This window comes from Dickeya oryzae (genome assembly GCF_020406815.2).
Lineage (GTDB): Bacteria > Pseudomonadota > Gammaproteobacteria > Enterobacterales > Enterobacteriaceae > Dickeya > Dickeya oryzae.
Genome location: NZ_CP162670.1, coordinates 637,661 through 659,140 on the forward strand (window position 1 = coordinate 637,661; position 21,480 = coordinate 659,140).

Below are 21,480 nucleotides of genomic sequence, written 5' to 3' on the forward strand. Positions count from 1 at the left end.
CTGCCGCTGTGAGACTGAAATATTACCGTACCTGACAGGCAAGGCTCTCCTTTTGACGATGGCATGCCCTATAATACGCACACGTTTTCGTAGCTACAGGCATAAGCACATCATGACGCAGGATGAACTGAAAAAAGCCGTTGGTTGGGCCGCACTCGACTATGTTCGCCCCGGTACTATCGTTGGCGTGGGAACCGGCTCTACCGCCGCTCACTTTATTGACGCACTGGGGTCTATCAAGCATCAAATTGAAGGCGCGGTTTCAAGCTCTGACGCTTCTACCGCCAAGCTCAAAAGTCTGGGGATTCCGGTTTTTGACTGTAATGACGTGGATGTGCTTGATGTCTACGTCGACGGCGCTGATGAAATCAACCCACACATGCAGATGATCAAAGGTGGCGGTGCCGCATTGACCCGCGAAAAAATCGTGGCGGCGATCGCGCGTCAGTTCGTGTGTATCGTCGATGCGTCCAAACAGGTTGATGTGCTGGGGCGTTTCCCATTGCCGGTGGAAGTTATCCCGATGGCGCGCGCCTATGTGGCCCGTGAGCTGGTCAAACTGGGTGGTCAGCCGGTGTATCGTGATGGGGTTATCACTGATAACGGCAACATTATTCTGGATGTGCACAATATGGATCTGTCGGATGCGGTGGCGATGGAAAACCGCATCAATAGTCTGGCTGGCGTGGTAACGGTGGGGTTGTTTGCTAACCGCGGTGCGGATGTCGCGCTGGTGGGGACCGCCGATGGGGTGAAAACCGTTCGCCTGAAATAAGTCATTCCTGACGCAACCTATTCTGGCCACAGCAGTGTCGAAACCATAGTGTTGAAACCATCCCACTGAAAGCGTGCCATGAATAGAGTGCCATTGTTGTTATCTCTCGCAGAGGTCCGGCCACGCTAACAGCGGCCGGATTTTTTTATCTAAAAAATCCCACTTTCTCTAACGGCTCATTTTTGGTACTTAATATCAGTTTTTCTTATTTCGCATCATCCCTGTCTGGTCTTGCTGAGGGTTGGCAGTATTTTTTGCCATGAAATCACTGACGGGTGGAGGTAAGAAAAAACGCGAAGGCAATCGTTTGTATTGCCGCCTGCGTATTTTTTGTTATGTTTGCACAGACCGGTTTGCAAACCGTCATATCTGAAGTCTGAAAATAAGGTCGGGAAATGGCAAAGGTATCACTGGAAAAAGACAAGATTAAGTTCCTGCTGCTGGAGGGGGTACACCCGAATGCGCTGGAGAATCTGCGTGCCGCAGGTTACACCAATATTGAATACCATAAAGGGGCGCTTGACCCGGAAGCGCTGAAAGCGTCGATTCGTGACGCGCACTTTGTGGGGATTCGATCGCGTACGCATCTGACGGAAGACATTTTCGCAGCCGCTGAAAAATTGGTGGCAGTGGGTTGCTTTTGTATCGGCACGAATCAGGTTGAATTGTCGGCTGCAACCAAACGTGGCATCCCGGTCTTCAACGCACCTTTTTCCAATACCCGCTCCGTAGCCGAAATGGTTATCGGTGAACTGCTGCTGTTGTTGCGCGGCATTCCGACTGCTAACGCTAAAGCGCATCGTGGTATCTGGCACAAACAGGCGGTTGGCTGCTTTGAGGCTCGCGGTAAGAAGCTCGGTATCATTGGTTATGGTCACATCGGTACCCAACTTGGGATCCTGGCTGAAAGCCTGGGGATGCACGTCTATTTCTACGATATCGAAAGCAAATTGCCGTTGGGGAATGCCCAGCAGGTTCGTCATTTGTCTGAACTGCTGAATATGAGCGATGTAGTCAGTCTGCATGTGCCGGAAACCGACAGTACCCAGAATATGATCGGTGCCAACGAACTGGCGTTGATGAAACCAGGTTCGATTTTGATCAACGCATCACGCGGTACCGTGGTCGATATTCCGGCATTGAGCGACGCTCTTGCCAACAAGCACCTCTCTGGTGCGGCTATCGACGTGTTCCCGCAGGAACCGGCCACCAACAGTGACCCGTTCCTGTCGCCGCTGTGCGAATTCGATAACGTGATCCTGACACCGCATATTGGTGGTTCGACGGAAGAAGCGCAGGAGAATATTGGTATCGAGGTTGCCGGGAAACTGGTGAAATACTCTGATAACGGTTCTACCTTGTCTGCTGTCAACTTCCCGGAAGTATCGTTGCCGACGCACAGCGATCGTGCCAGCCGTCTGTTGCACATCCATGAAAACCGTCCTGGCATCATGACGCAGATTAACAACATCTTTGCTGAGCAGGGCATCAACATTGCAGCACAGTATCTGCAGACCAGCCCGACCATCGGTTATGTGGTTATCGATGTGGAAACTGACGGTGCTGACACCGCGCTGCAACTGATGAAAGCTATCCCCGGCACTATTCGTGCCCGTTTGTTGTACTAAGCAGCGAATAGCAAGTCGGTGGTAGCCGATATTGCGTGGATGAAAAGCCAGCTCGACGGGCTGGCTTTTTTTATGCTGACGCTGTCACGGGGACTTGCACTCACAGAGTGATGACGAGCTTACCGCGCATATGACCATTCAGTATGGCTTCGTGGGCCTGTTTTAGCGTTTCAGGCGTTAATCCGTTCAGGGTCTGGCTAAGGGTGCCCTGCAAGAGACCGTTATCCACCTGTTGCGCCACCTCACGCAGAATTTCTCCCTGACGAGCGATGTCCGGTGTGGTAAACATGCTGCGGGTAAACATGAATTCCCAGTGCAGCGCTGCGCTTTTTAACTTCAGCGCGTTTTGATCTAAGGGACGGGTGTTTTCCACGATGGTACAGATATGTCCCAGCGGGGCGATTAACTGACTGATGGCATCCCAGTGGCCGTCAGTGTCATTCAGGCAGAAAATGTAATCGACGTGCTCAATATTCTGCTTTTTCAGGTCATCAACCAGATGGCGATAATCCACCACCAGATGAGCGCCACGGTCGCGACACCATTGTGCGGAGTCGGGACGAGACGCCGTCGCGATGACGGTCACCTCGCTACGTTGTGCCGCCAGTGAAATCGCCAGTGAACCAACGCCGCCAGCACCACCGATAATCAACAGTGTTTTGCCTTTAGCTGCGGTCTGAATGTTCAAATGTTCAAATAGCCCTTCCCAGGCGGTCAGCGCTGTCAACGGCAAGGCGGCTGCTTCAGCCCAGTTCAGTGACGCGGGCTTGTGTGCGGCGATGCGGGCATCGACTAACTGATGGGTGCTGTTGCTGCCCGGGCGCGTGATATCACCGGCGTACCAGACTTCATCTCCGACGTTGAAGTTGCTGACACCTGAGCCGGTTTTTATCACGACGCCACTGGCATCCCACCCAAGAATACGCGGGTGTTGCAGACCGTTTCGACGTAATCCTGCGTGTACTTTGGTATCCACCGGATTAACCGACACCGCTTTTACGGCTACCAACAGGTCATGCTCACCGGGCTGTGGTAATTCGGCCGTAATTTCTACGAAATTATCAGGAGAACTGGGGTCAACGGCGATTGCTTTTACTGTCATGATCAATGTTTCCATCGTTGCGTGTTGGATGTAACAACAGTGTAGAACCTGTCGATAGTACTGATAAGATGGACAATCACTAACGACGTGTTCGACTGAGAAGAACAATCATGTTCAGACAATTGCAGGATATGGCGCTGTTCGCCCTTGTGGCGGAATGCGGCAGTTTTACCGAGGCGGCCAGACAGGCTGGTATGGCTAAGTCGAGTCTCAGTTTACGCGTCAGTCAATTAGAGCAATCGTTGGGGTTACGGTTGTTCAATCGAACGACTCGCAAGCTGAACCTCACCTTTGCAGGTGAACGCTATCTGGTGCATTGCCAGGAAATGCGCCAGGCCAGCGAGCGCGCTGAGATGGCGATGCAACACTTACGCGATAAACCCAGTGGGCGCTTGCGAATAACCAGTCCTGCTGGATTAGGGGCAACCTTGTTGGCGCGTTTGACCGCCGAGTTTCAGTCCCGCTTTCCGGCGGTATCGTTGGAGATTGTGGTGGCTGATCGGGTTATTGATCTGGTGGCAGAAGGGTTCGATGCCGCGTTGCGTACCGGTAAACCGCAGGATTCTTCCCTGATTGGTCGTTCTTTGGGGCAAGTGCCGCATTATCTGGTGTCTTCCGACGCCTATCTAGCGGCATTTCCGCCGATTACGCACCCGCGTGAATTGCAAGCGCACCGGTGTATTGCTCACCGTGCCTGGCCGGAATGGGGATTTCGCCGGGAAGCAGAGTATTTTCTCTGGCGGTTGCCGCAATCACACATCACTGACAATCTGCTGTATGCGCGTGCTTGTGTACTGGCGGATGGCGGTATTACGTTGTTACCGGCATTTTTGTGCCGTGAGCAGATAGATAGTGGTGAGTTGGTTTGTCTTTTGTCGGAATGGCAGGCTGATACTAATGATCTCTATTTGATTTATCCTGGGCGCAAGTTGAACTCTCCTGCTCTGAATAGCTTTATTGATTTTGCACTGAGCTTTGACGCGTTGTGCGATTATTCTTCACGGTAAACCATGCCGTTTTCCCAGGAAGTACAGTAGGGCGACGTACCCTGCGAAGGCTTTTTCTGCCCGTCAGTTATCGTCAGGCTATCAGCGTACGGGCTGCAACCTTCCTTTGCCATCTTTTGTATTTTCCCCTGCAAAGACTAATTTTCGGTTGATATCCCCGCCTGATATATGATGACTTCATCATAAAAAAGGAACCTGAGCGCTTCTGGTTACCACTTATCAACAGAGCATGCTACAGTCGTCACGGTTTTTCTTTTTTAAAGAAACAACAATACAATTAAAATAAAATGTCGTTTTGTTTTGCGCTTGGGAGTGACGTTTGTTGCCTTACCGGACGCTGATGTGGCAGCAGCCGGTGTATGCCTGGGAGTACTAAAATGGCGCAAAGCTATACGTGCTTCTGCTGTTGAGACAGCGGAAGTGTTCAGCATCTTGTAGTGAAAGTGAGAAATCGGAATGGCAGAACAAAAAGGAAATATTTCTTCGATAAATAACATTCGTCTTGTGACGCTGTTTATTACCCTGTTAACCATTATTTTGGTTCTGTTTGCTCTCTCAATAGGTACTGCCAGTTATTTTCTCAAACAGAGTAATGCCTCTCTGGAGCGGGCTAATCTGGTTTCCGATATCCGGGCTGGGGTCAGCAGCAGTATGGACCAACTGCGTGTTTCCCGTCAGTTGCTGGTTCAAGCCGTGGCATCGTCGCGTATCGGTGATACTGAGGCTTACAAACAGGCCTTTACCGAAGGTCTGGATCGCATCAAAAGCTCACAGAAGCGCTTTGATGAGTATATGGCGCGAACTGACAAATCCGCACAAGAGACATCCCTGGATTCTGAGTTGAGCGCCAACTACACCGCCTATCGTGACAAGATAATGTTGCCGATGGTGGAGTTTGTGCGTAACGGTGAATTCGAAAATACCATTGAACTGGAAACGACACTGGCTCGCCAGTTGGATACGAATTACGCCCTTCAGGTGCGTAAGGAAGTGAAGTACCTGACAGATCACGCAAACAGCATTAATGCGCAGGCCTCTGCTAACGCTCGTCTGGGGAATATCCTGATGGGAGCGTCGTTTATTTTAGCGATTCTGCTGGCCGCGCTGACGTATCTGGTCATCCGTCGGGCGATTTTGGTACCGGTTAACGTGCTGATTGCCCGTATCCAGAAAATTGCTCAGGGTGATCTTACCCAACCGGCTGAAAATCTGGGACGCAACGAAATCGGTATTCTGGGGCAAAACCTACAGCACATGCAGGAGTCTTTGACCAATACCGTGACGGTCGTTCGCGAAGGTGCCGATTCTATCTATCAGGGGGCGTCAGAAATTAGCGCGGGCAACGTCGACCTTTCTTCCCGTACGGAGCAACAGGCGGCGGCGCTGGAGCAGACGGCAGCCAGCATGGAAGAGCTGACCTCCACCGTGAAGCAGAACTCCGATAATGCCAACCATGCCAGCCAACTGGCACGTAATGCCTCCAGTAAGGCGGAGCAGGGTGGTTCTATTGTTCAGGACGTGGTGAGAACCATGGGCGATATTTCCTCCAGTTCGAGAAAAATATCGGAGATCACCAGTGTGATTAATAGCATCGCTTTCCAGACCAATATTCTGGCGCTGAATGCGGCGGTAGAGGCCGCCCGTGCTGGTGAACAGGGTCGGGGATTTGCGGTGGTGGCGGGTGAAGTGCGCAACCTGGCACAACGCAGCGCGCAGGCAGCGAAAGAGATTGAATCACTGATTGGTGAATCCGGCAAGTTAGTGGACGCTGGCTCCGTTCTGGTGGCAAAAGCGGGTGATACGATGGATGAGATCGTAAAAGCGGTTGTCAGCGTGACGGATATCATGGGTGAAATTGCCTCTGCATCTGATGAGCAAAGCCGTGGCATTGGTCAGGTGAATCAGGCTGTGCTGGAAATGGAAGGCACAACACAGCAAAACGCCGCACTGGTGCAGGAGGCTTCCGCCGCTGCGTCTTCACTGGAATCGCAGGCTGAGCGGTTGACCCAGGCGGTAGCAGTCTTCAAGGTGAGTCATCGCCGGGACCACGAGCCTGCTCGTGCCTCGTTACCATCCCGCCCAACTTTACAGGCAGTTCCCGCCGTGGCCGCTATTGGCGCGGGTAAAAGTAGCCGCAGCGAGCAGAATTGGGAAACGTTCTGACGGTTATCCGGGTGTGGCTTAATTCGCCACACATGATGATTACTTATTGTATTCAAATGAAAAGCCCGCCAATCGGCGGGCTTTATTGTCACAGGAACCGGCTGTGACAGCATAGAGCAGAATAGAAAGGGCGTAGTGTTACGCCATTTTCTTATACTTGATGCGATGTGGTTCCAGCGCCTCTGCACCCAGCGTACGTTTTTTGTACTCTTCGTATTCCGTGAAGTTACCTTCAAAGAATTCCACCTTACCTTCATCCTGATAGTCGATGATGTGGGTGGCGATACGGTCCAGGAACCAGCGGTCATGGGAGATGACCATGGCGCAACCTGGGAACTCCAGCAGGGCGTTTTCCAGCGCTCGCAGCGTTTCGATGTCCAGGTCGTTGGTTGGTTCGTCAAGCAGCAGCATGTTGCCGCCAACCTGCAGCAGCTTGGCCAGATGTACACGGCCGCGTTCACCACCGGAGAGCTCTCCAATCCGTTTACCCTGATCGACGCCTTTAAAGTTGAAGCGACCGACGTAGGCACGGCTTGGGATTTCGAAATTACCGATGCGCATAATATCCTGACCACCGGAAACCTCTTCCCATACGGTCTTACTGCCGTCCATTTTGTCACGGAACTGATCGACTGACGCCAGTTGAACGGTATCACCCAGTGAAATCGAGCCGGAATCCGGTTGTTCCTGAGCGGACAACATGCGGAACAGCGTTGATTTACCGGCACCGTTAGGGCCGATAATCCCAACGATGGCACCTTTAGGAATGGAGAACGACAAGTTGTCGATCAACACCCGGTCGCCATAGGACTTGGTAAGGTTCTGAACATCCAGCACCTTGTCGCCAAGGCGAGGGCCGGGCGGAATAAACAGTTCGCTGGTTTCATTACGCTTCTGGTATTCCACGCTGTTAAGTTCATCGAAGCGGGCCAGACGCGCCTTACCTTTGGCCTGACGGCCTTTCGGATTTTGACGTACCCACTCCAGCTCTTTCTCAATGGATTTACGCCGTGCGGCTTCGGTTGCTGCTTCTTGTGCCAGACGCTGATCTTTTTGTTCCAGCCAGGAAGAATAGTTGCCTTCCCATGGGATCCCTTCACCACGGTCCAGTTCCAGAATCCAGCCCGCAACGTTATCAAGGAAGTAACGGTCATGGGTGATGGCGACGACGGTGCCTTCATAGTCATGCAAGAAGCGTTCCAGCCAGGCGACGGACTCAGCATCCAGATGGTTGGTCGGTTCGTCGAGCAGCAGCATGTCGGGTTTTTCCAACAGCAGGCGACAGATAGCGACACGACGGCGTTCACCACCGGATAAATTGGCGATTTTGGCATCCCACGGCGGCAGACGCAGCGCATCAGCGGCTCGCTCTAGCTGATTATCAAGATTATGGCCATCGTGCGCCTGAATAATCGCTTCCAATTCACCTTGTTCTTTCGCCAGTTTATCGAAGTCAGCTTCCGGGTCGGCATAGGCGGCGTAAACCTCGTCCAGACGGGTCAGCGCGTGTTTCACTTCGCCGACTGCCTCTTCAATGGCTTCACGAACGGTGTGTTCCAGATTCAGTTGGGGTTCCTGAGGCAAATAACCGATCTTAATTCCCGGTTGCGGGCGTGCTTCGCCTTCGATGTCTTTATCAATCCCCGCCATGATGCGCAGCAGAGTGGATTTACCCGCACCGTTTAGCCCCAGCACGCCGATTTTGGCGCCGGGAAAGAAACTAAGGGAGATATTTTTCAGGATATGGCGCTTCGGCGGAACAACCTTACCGACGCGGTGCATAGTGTAAACGTATTGAGCCACGTTGCTCTGAGCCTCTTTCTGTCCAGTTTAGCGTTATGCCATTAAAAGCATGGCGCCTGTAGGGGCATGATACCGGAAGCGCACAAGTGCTCCACCGGCAAAAGGAATTTACTGTTGACGGAGTTTAGCTGTTTTCGCCTCATGATCCCAGCCATCCTGTCATCGTGTTGCTGACTCTGCGAGGCGGCTTCCATCCGTGATGATGTAATCGACACTGATATCCGCTAAAACTGCGAGTGTTATTGATACAACGGGGAAAACACGATGAATTTCGTTCTGTTTTAGCGCGCTTTCGGCGTATCGTTGCCGGGCTGGATATGCCACACTGATTTGGTTTGAAAAAGCCAGACGTTGCCAGTGTTAATGTGGTCGTTGTGGGTCTGGAACGGCATGGCTGAGCGCTTGAATTGATAACGCATTGATAACACATTGATAGTATGTTGATAGGGTATGAAGGCGGTATCTGGCGCAATAGCAGAATCGATAACGAGTGAGGTCAGGGCAGTATGTTCAAAATAGGGTATTGGCGATCTGTGGCCGCCGTGCTGTGTCTCGTTGGGGTTTCGTACCAGGTGCTGGCTGATTCGCTCGATGAGCAGCGGCAGCGCTATCAGCAAGTAAAGTCCGCCTGGGATAATAATCAGATGGACGTTGTTTCCCAATTGATGCCGACGCTGCGTGATTACCCGCTTTATCCCTATCTGGAATATCGCGCTCTGACTCAGGATCTCTCGACGGTTAGCACCGTGCAGGTCAGGCAGTTTATGACGTCACACCCAACACTGCCCGCGGTACGGACGTTGAATAACAGTTTTATCAATGAGCTCGCCCGTCGTCAGGACTGGAGCGGCTTGTTGGCATTCAGCCCTCAACCGCCTAAACCCGTCGCTTCGCTCTGCAACTATTTGTATGCCAAGGTGATGACGGGGCAGGCACAGGGTGTCTGGGAGCAGACACAAGAGATCTGGCTGACCGGCCGTTCTCTGCCACCGACCTGTGACAAGCTGTTTTCCGTCTGGCAGCAACAAGGCGGTTTAACTTCAATGATGGTGCTTGAGCGGATGCGGTTGGCCATGGATGCGGGCAGCGCCGGGTTGGTCAACCATCTTGCCCGGCAACTACCGGCAGATTACAAAACCATCACCGATGCGTTGCTGAAGTTACAAAGCAACACGAAATCGATTGAACGATTCGCCCGCTCTGTAGGCCCAACGGATTTTACTCGCAGGGCGGTGTTGTCGACATTTAGCCGTATTGCCCGTCAGGATCCCAATGAGGCACTGGCCCTATTACCGCAGTTAGTACGGCTGCAAAAAATGCGTCCGCAGGAACGCCAGAGCATGGAAGATGACGTGGCCTGGCGGCTGATGAGCAGTGATGCTACCGACGAACAGGCACGCTGGCGTGATGCGGTGATTTTGCGTAGTGCCTCGGCTCCCTTGCTGGAGCGACGTGTCCGTATGGCGTTGGGGCAAGGTGATCGTGTCGGTCTGGCACAGTGGATGGCGCGTTTGCCAGCTGAGGTGCAGCAAAAAGACGAGTGGCGTTACTGGCGAGCAGTACTGTTGCTTGAACAAGGGCAAAAGCAAGAGGGGGAGAATCAACTGCGCGAGCTGATGAAGACCCGAGGTTTTTACCCGATGGCTGCTGCACAGAAACTGAATGTTAACTATCCGCTGACGATCATGATTGCCGCCAAACCGGAGCGCTCGATTGGACAGTCACCGGAGGTGGCAAGAGTACGTGAGCTGATGTTCTGGGGACTGGAAAGTCTGGCCCGTTCAGAGTGGGCCGGTCTGGTCGCCAGCCGGGAGAGACCTCAGCAGGAGGCGCTGGCACGTTTTGCATTAGAACAACGTTGGTATGATTTGAGTGTGCAGGCCACGATAGTGGCGAAACTGTGGGATAACCTGGAAGAGCGTTTCCCTCTGGCATGGAGTGACGATTTCCGTCAGGCTATACAAGGTAAAGGAATTAGCCAGAGTTATGCCATGGCTATCGCTCGTCAGGAAAGCGCCTGGAATCCACAGGCTCGTTCTGCTGTAGGTGCAGCGGGGTTGATGCAACTGATGCCAGCTACCGCACAGCACACCGCCGAGATGTTTAACATTGCCAGTTATAGCAATAGCAGTCAGTTGCTCGATCCGCAGATGAATATTCAGCTTGGTACCAGTTATCTGGACTATGTCTATCAGTCGTTTGGTCAGAACCGTATTCTGGCGTCGGCGGCTTATAATGCGGGGCCGTCGCGGGTCAATAACTGGTTGAAAGACACAAATGGCCGTATTGATGCGATCGCGTTCGTGGAAAGCATTCCGTTTTCAGAAACCCGTGGGTACGTTAAAAACGTGCTGGCGTATGACGTTTTTTATCGCAGTTTGATGCAACAACGCCAGACGGCTTTGTTGATGAATAATGAGTGGCAGCGACGTTACTGATAAATCAACCTGTGACCGATTATCACCAAACTGCATGCGGATTTAGCACCTAACCGTCAGCAACGCGTGATTATCTCAATGCCCACCTCGTTGGGGCGGGTGTTTATCCTTTTTCCTGAACTTTTTTTTGAAGGGAATCGTATGCTATGCTGCTGTACTAGTTAAATAGTATGGTGGCCGTTATGACATTACCTTCACTTCACGATCCGAGTTTTTCCGAGTCAGATGATGAAAACTGGCACGCTTTTGTCAGCCTGTTTCAGCAGGCAATGGCAGAAGGATTGGAACAGCCGCTACTGCAATTGTTGTTAACACCGGATGAGAGGGCCTCTCTCGGTACTCGTGTGCGCATTATTCAGGAATTGATGCGGGGCGAAATGAGTCAGCGTGAATTGAAAAATGAGCTGGGTGCCGGTATTGCTACCATCACCCGTGGCTCTAATAGTCTCAAGTCTGCTCCAGTCAGGCTGAAAATCTGGCTGGAGGAGCAGTTGTTACCAGAGAAGAAAACATAACGCTTGGGGCTTCAGGCTGATGCCGCATGAATGGATTGCTGATAAACCGGGTTATGAAACGGCACCAGTGCCAGTAGCAGCGCCTGATAATACACGCTGGTTCTGGAGAGCTTGCCATCGGTAAATACGCCGATCGCACCACCCTGACGTTTGATGTCCTGAATGCCGGTAATGCGGGCCATTTCGTCCCCCAGCTCACGGCCTTGACCGATTCCCTGCAGAATGCTTTGCGGTAATACCAGACTGGCCGAGCGAGATTCACCCCGAATGGTGGCGTTTTCAATGACCATCCAGGCGAAGGTCATGCTTTCTTCGATACCTGCCTCGACTCCCACCCAGAAATCTGCTTCCGGGCGAACCTGACGAGCCCTCATCACGCGGTTCCTTGCGCCTGTTCGGGTTTCAACGGAGCCAAGTGGTTGACTGGGGACGCCACTGTCCACATCAACCCCTTCAATACGGCAATTATCTGCACCAAATACGTCGGCAAATGCTAAAGTTATGGCACTAATCTTGGCCGGGTTGGTCGTAGATGCGACAACATGGTACATAATGTTTCCCTACCTTGTAGTTAGTTTGACGCAGTATAACGGAAAAAAATCATGTTACAGGTATATCTTGTTCGCCACGGTGAAACAGAGTGGAATGTGGCGCGACGTATCCAGGGGCAGTCGGACAGTCCGTTAACCCCAGGTGGTGAACATCAAGCTCGTTTGGTCGCCGACAGGGTAAAAAAATTGGGGATCACCCATATTCTTACCAGTGATCTGGGGCGTACCCGACATACCGCCGATATTATCTCGCAGGCTTGTGGTGGCTGTCAGGTCATCATCGAACCAGACCTGAGAGAACTGAACATGGGAGTGTTGGAAGAAAGGCTGATTGATTCGCTAAGCCATGAAGAAGAAAGCTGGCGTAAACAATTGGTGGATGGCACCCGTGATGGCCGTATTCCCGGCGGAGAGTCCATGTCGGAGTTGGCTGTGCGTATGCACCGTGTGCTGGAAAAATGCCAGGCGTTAGAGCAAGGGAGTCGCCCATTGCTGGTCAGCCACGGTATTGCGCTGGGGTGTTTGCTAAGTACGTTGCTGGGCCTGCCCGCCTGGGCAGAGCGTCGTCTGCGTCTTCGCAACTGCTCGCTATCTCGTGTGGATTACCAGCAAAGCCCCTGGCTTGCTCCGGGCTGGATAGTGGAAACGGCCGGAGATGTTTCTCATCTTGATGCTCCGGCGTTGGATGAATTGCAGCGTTAACGCTGGATGGGAATCAGATATTCACAGCGTATGATTTTCGGGGGGTCAGCGTCATGGTCCCCTTTGGGATGAAAACGTTCGGCATCGAACCCTTTGCGCCGGGTCAGTTTATAGGTCGGCAGGCAGGTGTCGTATAGCGTGATGATGAAATCTTGCAAATCATCCGCCGGGCCTTCGTAGATAAACAACGCGTAATCGCCAGCCGGGAGTGTGACGGGCTCACCAGGGTGCACGCCTTCCGGTACATGATGAGGCTCCAGTGCGGTGGTATACAGCACTTCATGTTCATCATCTTTCTCTTTACTTGGGCGAGAATGATGCAACCCGTATAACACGGGTGGAACCTGCTTTACTTCACCCAGGTACTGACGCCAGAAGTGGATGCGTATTTCGGTGCGAAAACAGCTGATCTGTTCCAGATTACAGTTGTAGCTCTGAGTCAGGCCTACCAGCTGCGTTTCCGGCATGACGATAAATTGCGGTTGCGGCATGGTGAACGCACCCAGCCGAATCGGTGGATGGATACCAAAGGTGTTCCAGTCATCCGCCCGGCGATAGGAGGCTGGTGTCTGCGCAAACTGCTTTTTGAAGGCGCGGGTGAAGGTCTGTTGCGAATCGAAACGGTATTGTAAGGCGATATCCAGAATAGGGCGACTGGTCAGACAGAGTGCGACAGCCGCTTTGGTGAGCCGACGGGCGCGAATATAGGAGCCGATAGCATGACCTGTTACGTCCTTGAACATTCTCTGCAAATGCCACTTGGAATAGCCGGCCTTGGCTGCAACATTATCCAGCGATAAAGGCTGGTCCAGATGACCCTCCAGCCAGTTGAGCAGGTCACGTATGATACTGGCTTGATCCATAGATCGTCCTCATAGAACACACCGAGAGCTAAGCGTATAAGCTCGGCATAATAGCAACTTTTTCCCTGGCGCACTTACCAAGATTTTTGTGCCTTATGAATAAAGAATTTGATTAACATAGGTCACCAGAGAAATCTATCTGACAAACGGTCTGTAGACCACAGAAACTACGCTATGGTGGCAACGAGCGAAAGAACGGCAATTGTGAGAGAGTGGCAATGATGATGAAAAGACACGTTATATTGACGGTTGCAGCCCTGTTTTTCGGTATCACCTCAGCCAGGGCAGAAGAGATAGGTTCAGTGGATACAGCGTTTAAACTGTTAGGCCCAGACCATAAAATCGTGGTGGAAGCGTTTGATGATCCTGATGTGGCAAATGTCACTTGCTATTTGAGCAGAGCGAAAACCGGTGGCATCAAAGGCGGGCTTGGTCTGGCGGAAGATACATCGGATGCCGCTATCTCTTGTCAGCAGGTAGGGCCTATCACCCTGAGTGACAAGATAACCAGTAGTAAAGGCAAGGGGAATGTGGTGTTTCAGCAGCGTACTTCACTGATCTTCAAGAAATTGCAGGTAGTGCGTTTTTACGATGCGAAACGTAATGCGCTGGTGTATCTGACCTATTCTGATCGCCTGGTGGATGGTTCGCCGAAGAATGCGCTCAGTGCAGTACCGATTCTGCCTTGGGTGAAGTAACGACCACTGTCGCGAGAATGACTGTTCGTGAATAAAAAAGCCGAGAGCAATCCCGGCTTTTTCGTGGTATTTGAATAGCGGTACCTGATGTGCTGGGTGATCAGTCTTCCAGATCACCGCAGAAGCGATAGCCTTCACCGTGAATCGTCGCGATGATTTCCGGCGTATCGGCGGTGGATTCAAAATGTTTGCGGATACGGCGGATAGTCACATCGACCGTGCGGTCATGCGGCTTCAGCTCGCGACCGGTCATTTTCTTCAACAACTCGGCACGTGACTGGATTTTGCCCGGGTTCTCGCAGAAATGCAGCATGGCGCGGAATTCGCTACGCGGCAGTTTATACTGTTCGCCGTTGGGGCTGACCAGTGAGCGGCTGTTAATATCCAGCTCCCAGCCGTTGAAACGGTAACTTTCAACCAGACGACGTTCTTCCGTGCCGCCGCCCAAATTCATGGTGCGGGACAGCAGGTTACGCGCGCGAATAGTCAGTTCACGGGGGTTAAACGGTTTGGTGATATAGTCATCCGCACCGATTTCCAGGCCCAGAATTTTGTCGACTTCGTTGTCGCGACCCGTCAGGAACATCAGCGCTACGCTTGCCTGTTCACGCAGTTCACGTGCCAGTAATAAGCCATTTTTGCCCGGCAGATTAATATCCATAATGACCAGATTGATATCATGCTCGGACAGTATGTTATGCATCTCGGCGCCGTCTGTGGCCTCGTGAACAACGTATCCCTCAGCCTCAAAAATACTTTTGAGGGTGTTGCGAGTTACCAACTCGTCTTCGACAATAAGAATGTGGGGGGTCTGCATGTTTGCTACCTAAAATTGCCAACTAATATAGAGATTCGAAAGTACAGAAGTCCTGGTTCTCTCGGGCGCTTTGGGAAATCGTGTTCACCGTTTTTCGCCGACCGACTCAAGTACGCAAATACGTGTTGATGCACTTGTTTCCACCTGACGCACGGCCTGATAACAGGTAGCGATGAGGTTTTTCAACAGGGCCTATTGTGGCGCATAGTTTAACCTTATTAACAGCAACATAACAGTGAGCTCTGATTTCACCGACTGGCAAATCTACGGTTCCATTGACATATATCAAATTCCATTGTAGCACGTTAGCGCTTTGTGGAAAACGCGCTACGAATGCTGCTATCTATCACAATTTAACATTTTTATACTGACCACGGCATAATAAATGCTAATGGCTGAAGCGTTTCCATTTTCATGGAGTCGTCCCATTCAGGTCGGTGTGTCAAGGTTGACGTTTCTGTCCGCCTGTCTGATATACCCAACCCTGGTAGAGGGCCGGTCAAATCGTCGTTATATCTGAATCGTCAGCGCACCTGCCAGGTGTCGTTTGGGAGGTTATGTGCAGTTTTATATCATTTTAGTGGCACCAGCCAGGCCCGAGAACGTGGGGGCGGCAGCGCGAGCCATGAAAACGATGGGGTTTGGTCGTTTGCGGATTGTAGATAGTCGCGCGCATCTTGAACCCGCGGCGCGCTGGGTGGCGCATGGCTCCGGCGATATTCTGGATGGTGTCGATGTTTTTCCGACGCTTGCTGATGCGCTGGCGGATATTGATTTTACGGTGGCGACAACTGCCCGCAGTCGTGCGCGTTTTCATTACTACTGTGAACCGGCCCAACTGCTGGGGGTGTTGCAGGAAAAGCAGCAATGGGTGGGTTCTGCCGCGCTGGTATTTGGCCGGGAAGACGCCGGGCTGACGAATGAAGAGCTGGCGCTGGCAGACATCCTGACCGGTGTACCGATGGCGGCAGATTATCCATCACTGAATTTGGGGCAGGCTGTAATGGTGTATTGCTATCAGTTGGCGTCGTTGATGCAGGTGGCGGTAGCGGAGCCGATGCCTGCGGAGTCAGGGCAACTGGGAGCGCTGCGTGAGCGATTTTCGCGCTTGTTGGTTCGGGTTGGCGCGCGGCAGGATGAAAAGTTGTGTGACTGGCTCCAGCAGCGTCTTGGATTATTGGAACAGCGAGATAATGCCATGCTGCACAGACTGTTGCATGATGTAGAAAAAGCCTTGTTGGCAGAAGATAAGGGGAAATGAAGGTAATGCGGCGAAACATATCGGCAAGCCGTATTTACTGAACAATTGTCTGGCTTTTTTGTTTTTCTGTAGAGGCTTTCCCCATTGCGGTCATCGAGGGGCAAACAGCGAAATGAAGAAATCCGTTGACTTAGCAAGGAGATTGCCCTAACTAATAGGGCAGATAATTTTTTTGAATCACGAGAACGCTACGCGATGCATTACACCAGCCAGGTTACCACCACCATTATTATTACCACCGGTACTACCAGTAACGGTGCGGGCTGACGCGTACAGATGAATCCAGAAAAAGCCCGCACTTCAGAGTGCGGGCTTTTTTTTTACAGTTATTGCGGGCTTGTTTCTGCCCGTCAAGGATACAAGGCTGTTGCAAGCGGTTTTCAAAGGCGCTTTGGCGTTTTTGGCCAGAAAAAATTCAGGAGAACAGACAAGATGCGAGTGTTGAAATTTGGCGGGACCTCGGTAGCCAACGCGGAGCGGTTTGCGCGTGTTGCCGATATCATCGAAAGTAATGCACGACAGGGACAGGTCGCGACGGTGCTGTCAGCACCGGCGAAAATCACCAACCATTTGGTCGCCATGATTGAAAAAACGGTGGCGAAACAGGACATCCAGCCAAATATCATCGAAGCAGAAGTCATTTTTGCCGATTTATTGCAGGGACTGGCCCAATCCCAGCCTGGTTTTGCTTATGACCGACTGAAAGCGCGGGTAGACGAAGAGTTCGCCCAGCTCAAACAAGTATTACACGGTATCGCGTTGCTGGGGCAGTGCCCGGATAGCGTCAACGCAGGCATTATCTGCCGGGGCGAAAAACTCTCTATCGCGATTATGGAAGCGGTATTTCAGGCGCGTGGCTATCAGGTGTCGGTCATTGATCCGGTTCGCAGTCTGTTGGCGCAGGGGCACTATCTGGAGTCCACGGTTGATATCGCTGAATCGACCCGCCGTATTAGTGACCTGGTGATCCCGGCGAACCATGTGATCCTGATGGCAGGCTTTACCGCCGGTAATGATAAAGGCGAACTGGTGGTGCTGGGCCGCAATGGTTCTGACTACTCGGCGGCGGTGCTGGCCGCCTGTCTGCGTGCCGATTGCTGTGAGATCTGGACGGATGTTGACGGCGTGTACACCTGTGACCCGCGTCAGGTACCTGACGCGCGATTGTTGAAGTCGATGTCCTATCAGGAAGCGATGGAATTATCGTACTTCGGCGCCAAAGTTCTCCACCCCCGCACCATCGCTCCTATCGCCCAGTTCCAAATCCCCTGCCTTATCAAGAATACTGAAAACCCTCAGGCCCCGGGTACACTCATCGGGCTGGAAAGCGACGATATCCGCTATCCGGTCAAGGGCATCACCAACCTCAATAACATGGCGATGATCAACGTTTCCGGCCCCGGCATGAAAGGGATGGTCGGGATGGCTGCACGTGTGTTTGCCGTGATGTCACGTGCCGGTATTTCGGTGGTACTGATTACCCAGTCCTCTTCTGAATACAGCATCAGCTTCTGTGTATCCCAAAATGAGCTGTCGCGTGCGCGCAAAACGCTGGAAGACGAATTCTATCTGGAACTGAAAGAGGGTGTGCTGGAGCCGCTGGATGTGGTGCAGCGACTGGCGATTATTTCCGTGGTGGGTGACGGCATGCGTACGCTGCGCGGCTTGTCGGCGCGTTTGTTTACCGCGCTGGCGAGCGCCAATATCAACATCGTGGCAATCGCACAGGGGTCGTCCGAACGTTCAATCTCGGTTGTCGTGAACAACGACGTGGCGACCACAGGTGTGCGGGTGGCGCATCAGATGCTGTTTAATACCAATCAGACGCTGGACGTCTTTGTGATTGGTGTGGGCGGTGTAGGCGGCGCGCTGCTGGAGCAAATTCAGCGCCAGCAGTCATGGCTCAAACAAAAACACATTGATGTGCGGGTGTGCGGCATCGCCAATTCCAAAGCAATGCTCACCAACGTGCACGGTATTCCGATGGACCGCTGGCGTGACGAACTGGCGCGTGCGCGTGAGCCATTCAGCCCGGCCGCGCTCAGCCGTCTGGTGAAAGAGTATCACCTGCTCAACCCGGTGATCATCGATTGTACTTCCAGTCAGGTCGTGGCCGATCAATATGCCGATTTTCTGGCAGACGGTTTCCATGTCGTTACGCCGAATAAGAAAGCCAACACCGGTTCACTGCGTTACTACCACCAGTTGCGGCAGGTTGCGGCGAAATCACGTCGCAAATTCCTGTATGACACCAACGTTGGTGCAGGTCTGCCGGTTATCGAAAACCTGCAAAATCTGCTGAATGCCGGTGATGAGCTCATCCGCTTCAACGGTATTTTGTCGGGTTCCTTATCCTTTATTTTCGGCAAGCTGGATGAAGGCATGCCGTTGTCCGCCGCAACGCTGCTGGCGAAAGAAAAAGGCTTTACCGAGCCGGACCCGCGTGACGATCTGTCTGGTATGGATGTGGCGCGTAAGCTGTTGATCCTGGCGCGTGAGGCGGGGTATGAGCTGGAGCTGGAAGATATCCAGGTTGATTCTGTGCTGCCAGCGGAATACACGCAGGGCGATGTAGCCAGTTTTCTGGAACGTTTGCCGCAGTTGGATGCCGAATTTGCCCACCGGGTTGAAGCCGCGCGTGCAGAAGGTAAAGTGTTACGCTACGTCGGTAAGATCGAAGACGGCAAATGTCAGGTGACGATCAGTGCCGTTGGCGGTAACGATCCGTTGTTCAAAGTGAAGGACGGTGAGAATGCGCTGGCGTTTTACAGCCGCTACTATCAGCCGCTGCCGCTGGTGTTGCGAGGATACGGGGCAGGTAATGATGTGACGGCGGCCGGGGTATTTGCAGACCTGCTGCGTACGCTGTCGTGGAAGGTGGGAGTGTGAGAATGGTGAAGATTTATGCCCCGGCATCCATTGGGAATGTGAGCGTGGGGTTTGATGTGTTGGGCGCGGCGGTATCACCGGTGGATGGTACCCTGTTGGGCGATTGCGTTAGCGTGCGCGAAGCGGATCTGTTCAGCCTGCACAATGAAGGGCGTTTTGTCAGTAAGCTGCCGGATAACCCGAAAGATAACATCGTTTATCAGTGCTGGGAGCGGTTCTGTCAGGAGATTGGCAAGACCGTGCCGGTTGCCATGACGCTGGAAAAAAACATGCCGATTGGATCAGGTTTAGGCTCCAGCGCCTGTTCGGTGGTCGCCGGATTGATGGCGATGAACGAATTCTGTGGTAAGCCGTTGGATGATACCCGACTGCTGGCACTGATGGGTGAGCTGGAAGGCCGTATTTCCGGCAGCGTACATTACGACAATGTTGCGCCGTGCTTTCTGGGCGGCGTGCAACTGATGATTGAAGAGCAGGGCATCATCAGCCAGCCGGTACCGGGATTTGACGACTGGTTATGGGTGATGGCGTATCCGGGCATCAAGGTGTCCACGGCTGAAGCGCGGGCAATCTTACCCGCGCAGTATCGCCGTCAGGATTGTATTAGCCACGGTCGCTATCTGGCGGGTTTCATTCACGCCTGCCATACCGGTCAGGCGGAACTGGCGGCCACACTGATGAAAGACGTGATCGCCGAGCCGTATCGTACGCGCCTGCTGCCGGGATTCGCCGAGGCACGTCAGGCTGCCAACGAACTAGGGGCGCTGGCCTGTGGCATTTCCGGTTCCGGGCCGACGCTGTTTTCCGTGTGCAACGATATGGACGTTGCACAGCGTCTGGCAAACTGGCTGCGGGAAAACTATCTGCAGAACGACGAAGGTTTTGTTCATATTTGCCGTCTGGATACCGCAGGCGCGCGACAACTGGGATAACGCATGAAACTGTACAATCTGAAAGATCACAATGAACAGGTGAATTTCGCCGAGGCGATCCGTAAAGGACTGGGAAGCAATCAGGGCCTGTTTTTCCCGTTGGAGCTGCCTGAATTCGACCGCACTACCGTTGATGAACTGCTGGAGCTGGATTTTGTCACCCGCAGTAGTCGTATCCTATCGGCGTTCATTGGTGATGAAATGTCCGATGAAACCGTCTACCAGCGCGTGAAAGCGGCGTTCCGCTTCCCTGCACCGGTCGTGCCGGTGAGTGAGGATATTGCCGCGCTGGAGCTGTTCCACGGCCCGACGCTGGCGTTCAAAGACTTCGGTGGCCGTCTGATGGCGCAGATGCTGGCGGAGGTGGCGGGCGATCAACCGATCACGATTCTGACCGCGACGTCTGGTGATACCGGGGCGGCGGTTGCTCACGCGTTCTACGGCCTGAAAAATGTGCGGGTGGTGATTCTGTACCCGAACGGCAAGATCAGTCCGTTGCAGGAAAAACTGTTTTGTACCCTGGGTGGCAACATTCACACCATCGCTATCGACAGCGATTTCGACGCCTGTCAGGCGCTGGTGAAGCAGGCGTTTGATGATGAAGAACTCAAGCGTGCTATCGGGCTGAACTCTGCCAACTCTATCAACATCAGTCGTCTGCTGGCGCAGATCAGTTACTATTTTGAAGCGGTAGCGCAGTTGCCACAGGAAGCACGCAACCAACTGGTGGTATCGGTGCCAAGTGGTAACTTCGGCGACCTGACTGCCGGTCTGCTGGCGAAATCGCTGGGCCTGCCGGTGAAACGTTTTATCGCCGCGACCAATGCTAACGATACCGTGCCTCGCTTTTTGCAAAGTGGTGCCTGGCAGCCAAACCCGACAGTGGCGACGCTTTCCAATGCGATGGATGTGAGCCAGCCGAACAACTGGCCGCGCGTGGAGGAATTGTTCCGCCGTAAAAACTGGCAACTGAAGGATCTGGCGTTCGGTGCAGTGAGTGACGAAACCACCAAAGCCACCATGCTGGAACTGGAAGCGCTGGGTTATACCTCAGAGCCGCACGCGGCGATCGCTTACCGTTTGTTACGTGACCAACTGCAACCGGGTGAGTACGGCCTGTTCCTGGGTACTGCCCATCCGGCGAAGTTTAAAGAGAGTGTGGAAGCGATTCTGGGTAAAGCCTTGCCGTTACCGCAGGCGCTGGCCGATCGTGCAGATCTGGCATTGCTGTCGCACCACTTCGCCCCGGATTTTGCGCTGCTGCGTAAGTTCCTGATGGAGCTGCCGTACTAATCTACTCTGGGTCGTGAGGCAGACTGGCCTCACGACGACCTTG

At 52.9% G+C, this 21,480-nt stretch carries 18 protein-coding genes and 1 other annotated feature; of the genes, 12 read left to right on the forward strand and 6 right to left on the reverse strand.

Annotated features, from left to right (window positions below):
- Positions 1 to 112: 112 nt before the first annotated feature.
- Entirely contained in the window at positions 113 to 775 is a 663-nt protein-coding gene (gene rpiA / locus LF929_RS02705; protein WP_038905725.1) for a ribose-5-phosphate isomerase RpiA, read from the forward strand.
- Positions 776 to 1,170: 395 nt separating this feature from the next.
- Complete coding sequence (serA, locus tag LF929_RS02710; protein ID WP_038909070.1) at positions 1,171 to 2,403, forward strand: phosphoglycerate dehydrogenase; 1,233 nt, start codon at positions 1,171 to 1,173, stop codon at positions 2,401 to 2,403.
- 100 nt (positions 2,404 to 2,503) lie between these two features.
- On the opposite strand, the gene LF929_RS02715 is transcribed toward serA, so the two are convergent.
- The gene (locus LF929_RS02715) at positions 2,504 to 3,505 is read right to left on the reverse strand and encodes a zinc-binding alcohol dehydrogenase family protein (protein ID WP_226093032.1); all 1,002 of its coding nucleotides are present in this window, start codon (positions 3,503 to 3,505) and stop codon (positions 2,504 to 2,506) included.
- Positions 3,506 to 3,615: 110 nt separating this feature from the next.
- On the opposite strand from LF929_RS02715, the gene LF929_RS02720 reads away from it, so the two are divergent.
- Together LF929_RS02720 and LF929_RS02725 are read left to right on the forward strand one after the other, a co-directional pair.
- Entirely contained in the window at positions 3,616 to 4,512 is an 897-nt protein-coding gene (locus LF929_RS02720) for a LysR family transcriptional regulator (protein ID WP_038909068.1), read from the forward strand.
- Between the two features lie 456 nt (positions 4,513 to 4,968).
- Complete coding sequence (locus tag LF929_RS02725; RefSeq protein ID WP_038909067.1) at positions 4,969 to 6,675, forward strand: methyl-accepting chemotaxis protein; 1,707 nt, start codon at positions 4,969 to 4,971, stop codon at positions 6,673 to 6,675.
- 138 nt (positions 6,676 to 6,813) lie between these two features.
- Here LF929_RS02725 and ettA read toward each other — a convergent pair whose 3' ends face one another.
- Both ettA and LF929_RS02735 read right to left on the reverse strand, forming a co-directional pair.
- Positions 6,814 to 8,478 carry an energy-dependent translational throttle protein EttA gene (gene ettA, locus LF929_RS02730; RefSeq protein ID WP_038905722.1) on the reverse strand — a complete coding sequence of 555 codons (1,665 nt, stop codon included), beginning with the start codon at positions 8,476 to 8,478 and terminating at the stop codon, positions 6,814 to 6,816.
- Between the two features lie 281 nt (positions 8,479 to 8,759).
- On the reverse strand, positions 8,760 to 9,095 hold the full coding sequence (locus LF929_RS02735) for a hypothetical protein (protein WP_193744527.1): 336 nt from the start codon (positions 9,093 to 9,095) through the stop codon (positions 8,760 to 8,762).
- Between LF929_RS02735 and sltY the strand changes: the two genes are divergently transcribed.
- Together sltY and trpR are read left to right on the forward strand one after the other, a co-directional pair.
- Positions 8,985 to 10,916 carry a murein transglycosylase gene (gene sltY, locus LF929_RS02740; RefSeq protein ID WP_210174625.1) on the forward strand — a complete coding sequence of 644 codons (1,932 nt, stop codon included), beginning with the start codon at positions 8,985 to 8,987 and terminating at the stop codon, positions 10,914 to 10,916. The two genes, LF929_RS02735 and sltY, sit on opposite strands and share 111 nt — an antisense overlap.
- Positions 10,917 to 11,098: 182 nt before the next feature.
- Positions 11,099 to 11,431: a trp operon repressor gene (gene trpR, locus LF929_RS02745; protein ID WP_210174624.1), complete on the forward strand. Its 333-nt coding sequence runs from the start codon at positions 11,099 to 11,101 to the stop codon at positions 11,429 to 11,431.
- Positions 11,432 to 11,442: 11 nt separating this feature from the next.
- Here trpR and yjjX read toward each other — a convergent pair whose 3' ends face one another.
- The gene (yjjX, locus tag LF929_RS02750) at positions 11,443 to 11,982 is read right to left on the reverse strand and encodes an inosine/xanthosine triphosphatase (protein ID WP_012886237.1); all 540 of its coding nucleotides are present in this window, start codon (positions 11,980 to 11,982) and stop codon (positions 11,443 to 11,445) included.
- A 51-nt stretch (positions 11,983 to 12,033) separates the two neighbouring features.
- Here yjjX and gpmB point away from each other — a divergent pair, with 51 nt between their 5' ends.
- The gene (gene gpmB, locus LF929_RS02755; RefSeq protein ID WP_210174623.1) at positions 12,034 to 12,684 is read left to right on the forward strand and encodes a 2,3-diphosphoglycerate-dependent phosphoglycerate mutase GpmB; all 651 of its coding nucleotides are present in this window, start codon (positions 12,034 to 12,036) and stop codon (positions 12,682 to 12,684) included.
- Here the strand turns inward: gpmB and robA are convergent.
- Positions 12,681 to 13,547, reverse strand: a complete 867-nt coding sequence (robA, locus tag LF929_RS02760) for an MDR efflux pump AcrAB transcriptional activator RobA (RefSeq protein WP_226093033.1) — start codon at positions 13,545 to 13,547, stop codon at positions 12,681 to 12,683. The genes gpmB and robA overlap by 4 nt on opposite strands.
- Positions 13,548 to 13,768: 221 nt before the next feature.
- Here robA and creA point away from each other — a divergent pair, with 221 nt between their 5' ends.
- The gene (gene creA, locus LF929_RS02765; RefSeq protein WP_080647431.1) at positions 13,769 to 14,245 is read left to right on the forward strand and encodes a protein CreA; all 477 of its coding nucleotides are present in this window, start codon (positions 13,769 to 13,771) and stop codon (positions 14,243 to 14,245) included.
- A gap of 100 nt (positions 14,246 to 14,345) precedes the next feature.
- Here creA and arcA read toward each other — a convergent pair whose 3' ends face one another.
- Positions 14,346 to 15,062: a two-component system response regulator ArcA gene (gene arcA / locus LF929_RS02770; protein ID WP_012768295.1), complete on the reverse strand. Its 717-nt coding sequence runs from the start codon at positions 15,060 to 15,062 to the stop codon at positions 14,346 to 14,348.
- Positions 15,063 to 15,621: 559 nt separating this feature from the next.
- Here arcA and LF929_RS02775 point away from each other — a divergent pair.
- From LF929_RS02775 to thrC, 4 genes are all read left to right on the forward strand, one after another.
- Positions 15,622 to 16,323, forward strand: coding sequence for a tRNA/rRNA methyltransferase (locus LF929_RS02775; protein ID WP_226093034.1), 702 nt, complete (start codon positions 15,622 to 15,624; stop codon positions 16,321 to 16,323).
- A gap of 205 nt (positions 16,324 to 16,528) precedes the next feature.
- Positions 16,529 to 16,645 (forward strand) — a sequence feature (Thr leader region).
- Between the two features lie 110 nt (positions 16,646 to 16,755).
- Positions 16,756 to 19,212 carry a bifunctional aspartate kinase/homoserine dehydrogenase I gene (thrA, locus tag LF929_RS02780; protein WP_016940662.1) on the forward strand — a complete coding sequence of 819 codons (2,457 nt, stop codon included), beginning with the start codon at positions 16,756 to 16,758 and terminating at the stop codon, positions 19,210 to 19,212.
- 2 nt (positions 19,213 to 19,214) lie between these two features.
- Positions 19,215 to 20,144, forward strand: coding sequence for a homoserine kinase (gene thrB, locus LF929_RS02785; protein WP_016940661.1), 930 nt, complete (start codon positions 19,215 to 19,217; stop codon positions 20,142 to 20,144).
- 3 nt (positions 20,145 to 20,147) lie between these two features.
- Entirely contained in the window at positions 20,148 to 21,437 is a 1,290-nt protein-coding gene (gene thrC, locus LF929_RS02790) for a threonine synthase (protein WP_210174621.1), read from the forward strand.
- Positions 21,438 to 21,480: the final 43 nt, after the last annotated feature.

Bases quoted from the DNA above. Each gene is read 5' to 3' on its own strand.
- thrB (WP_016940661.1), top strand. From the start codon at position 19,215: ATGGTGAAGATTTATGCCCCGGCATCCATTGGGAATGTGAGCGTGGGG.
- thrC (WP_210174621.1), top strand. From the start codon at position 20,148: ATGAAACTGTACAATCTGAAAGATCACAATGAACAGGTGAATTTCGCC.
- sltY (WP_210174625.1), top strand. From the start codon at position 8,985: ATGTTCAAAATAGGGTATTGGCGATCTGTGGCCGCCGTGCTGTGTCTC.
- robA (WP_226093033.1), bottom strand. From the start codon at position 13,547: ATGGATCAAGCCAGTATCATACGTGACCTGCTCAACTGGCTGGAGGGT.
- gpmB (WP_210174623.1), top strand. From the start codon at position 12,034: ATGTTACAGGTATATCTTGTTCGCCACGGTGAAACAGAGTGGAATGTG.
- LF929_RS02725 (WP_038909067.1), top strand. From the start codon at position 4,969: ATGGCAGAACAAAAAGGAAATATTTCTTCGATAAATAACATTCGTCTT.
- LF929_RS02715 (WP_226093032.1), bottom strand. From the start codon at position 3,505: ATGACAGTAAAAGCAATCGCCGTTGACCCCAGTTCTCCTGATAATTTC.
- serA (WP_038909070.1), top strand. From the start codon at position 1,171: ATGGCAAAGGTATCACTGGAAAAAGACAAGATTAAGTTCCTGCTGCTG.
- rpiA (WP_038905725.1), top strand. From the start codon at position 113: ATGACGCAGGATGAACTGAAAAAAGCCGTTGGTTGGGCCGCACTCGAC.
- creA (WP_080647431.1), top strand. From the start codon at position 13,769: ATGATGAAAAGACACGTTATATTGACGGTTGCAGCCCTGTTTTTCGGT.
- yjjX (WP_012886237.1), bottom strand. From the start codon at position 11,982: ATGTACCATGTTGTCGCATCTACGACCAACCCGGCCAAGATTAGTGCC.
- arcA (WP_012768295.1), bottom strand. From the start codon at position 15,062: ATGCAGACCCCCCACATTCTTATTGTCGAAGACGAGTTGGTAACTCGC.
- trpR (WP_210174624.1), top strand. From the start codon at position 11,099: ATGACATTACCTTCACTTCACGATCCGAGTTTTTCCGAGTCAGATGAT.
- thrA (WP_016940662.1), top strand. From the start codon at position 16,756: ATGCGAGTGTTGAAATTTGGCGGGACCTCGGTAGCCAACGCGGAGCGG.
- LF929_RS02720 (WP_038909068.1), top strand. From the start codon at position 3,616: ATGTTCAGACAATTGCAGGATATGGCGCTGTTCGCCCTTGTGGCGGAA.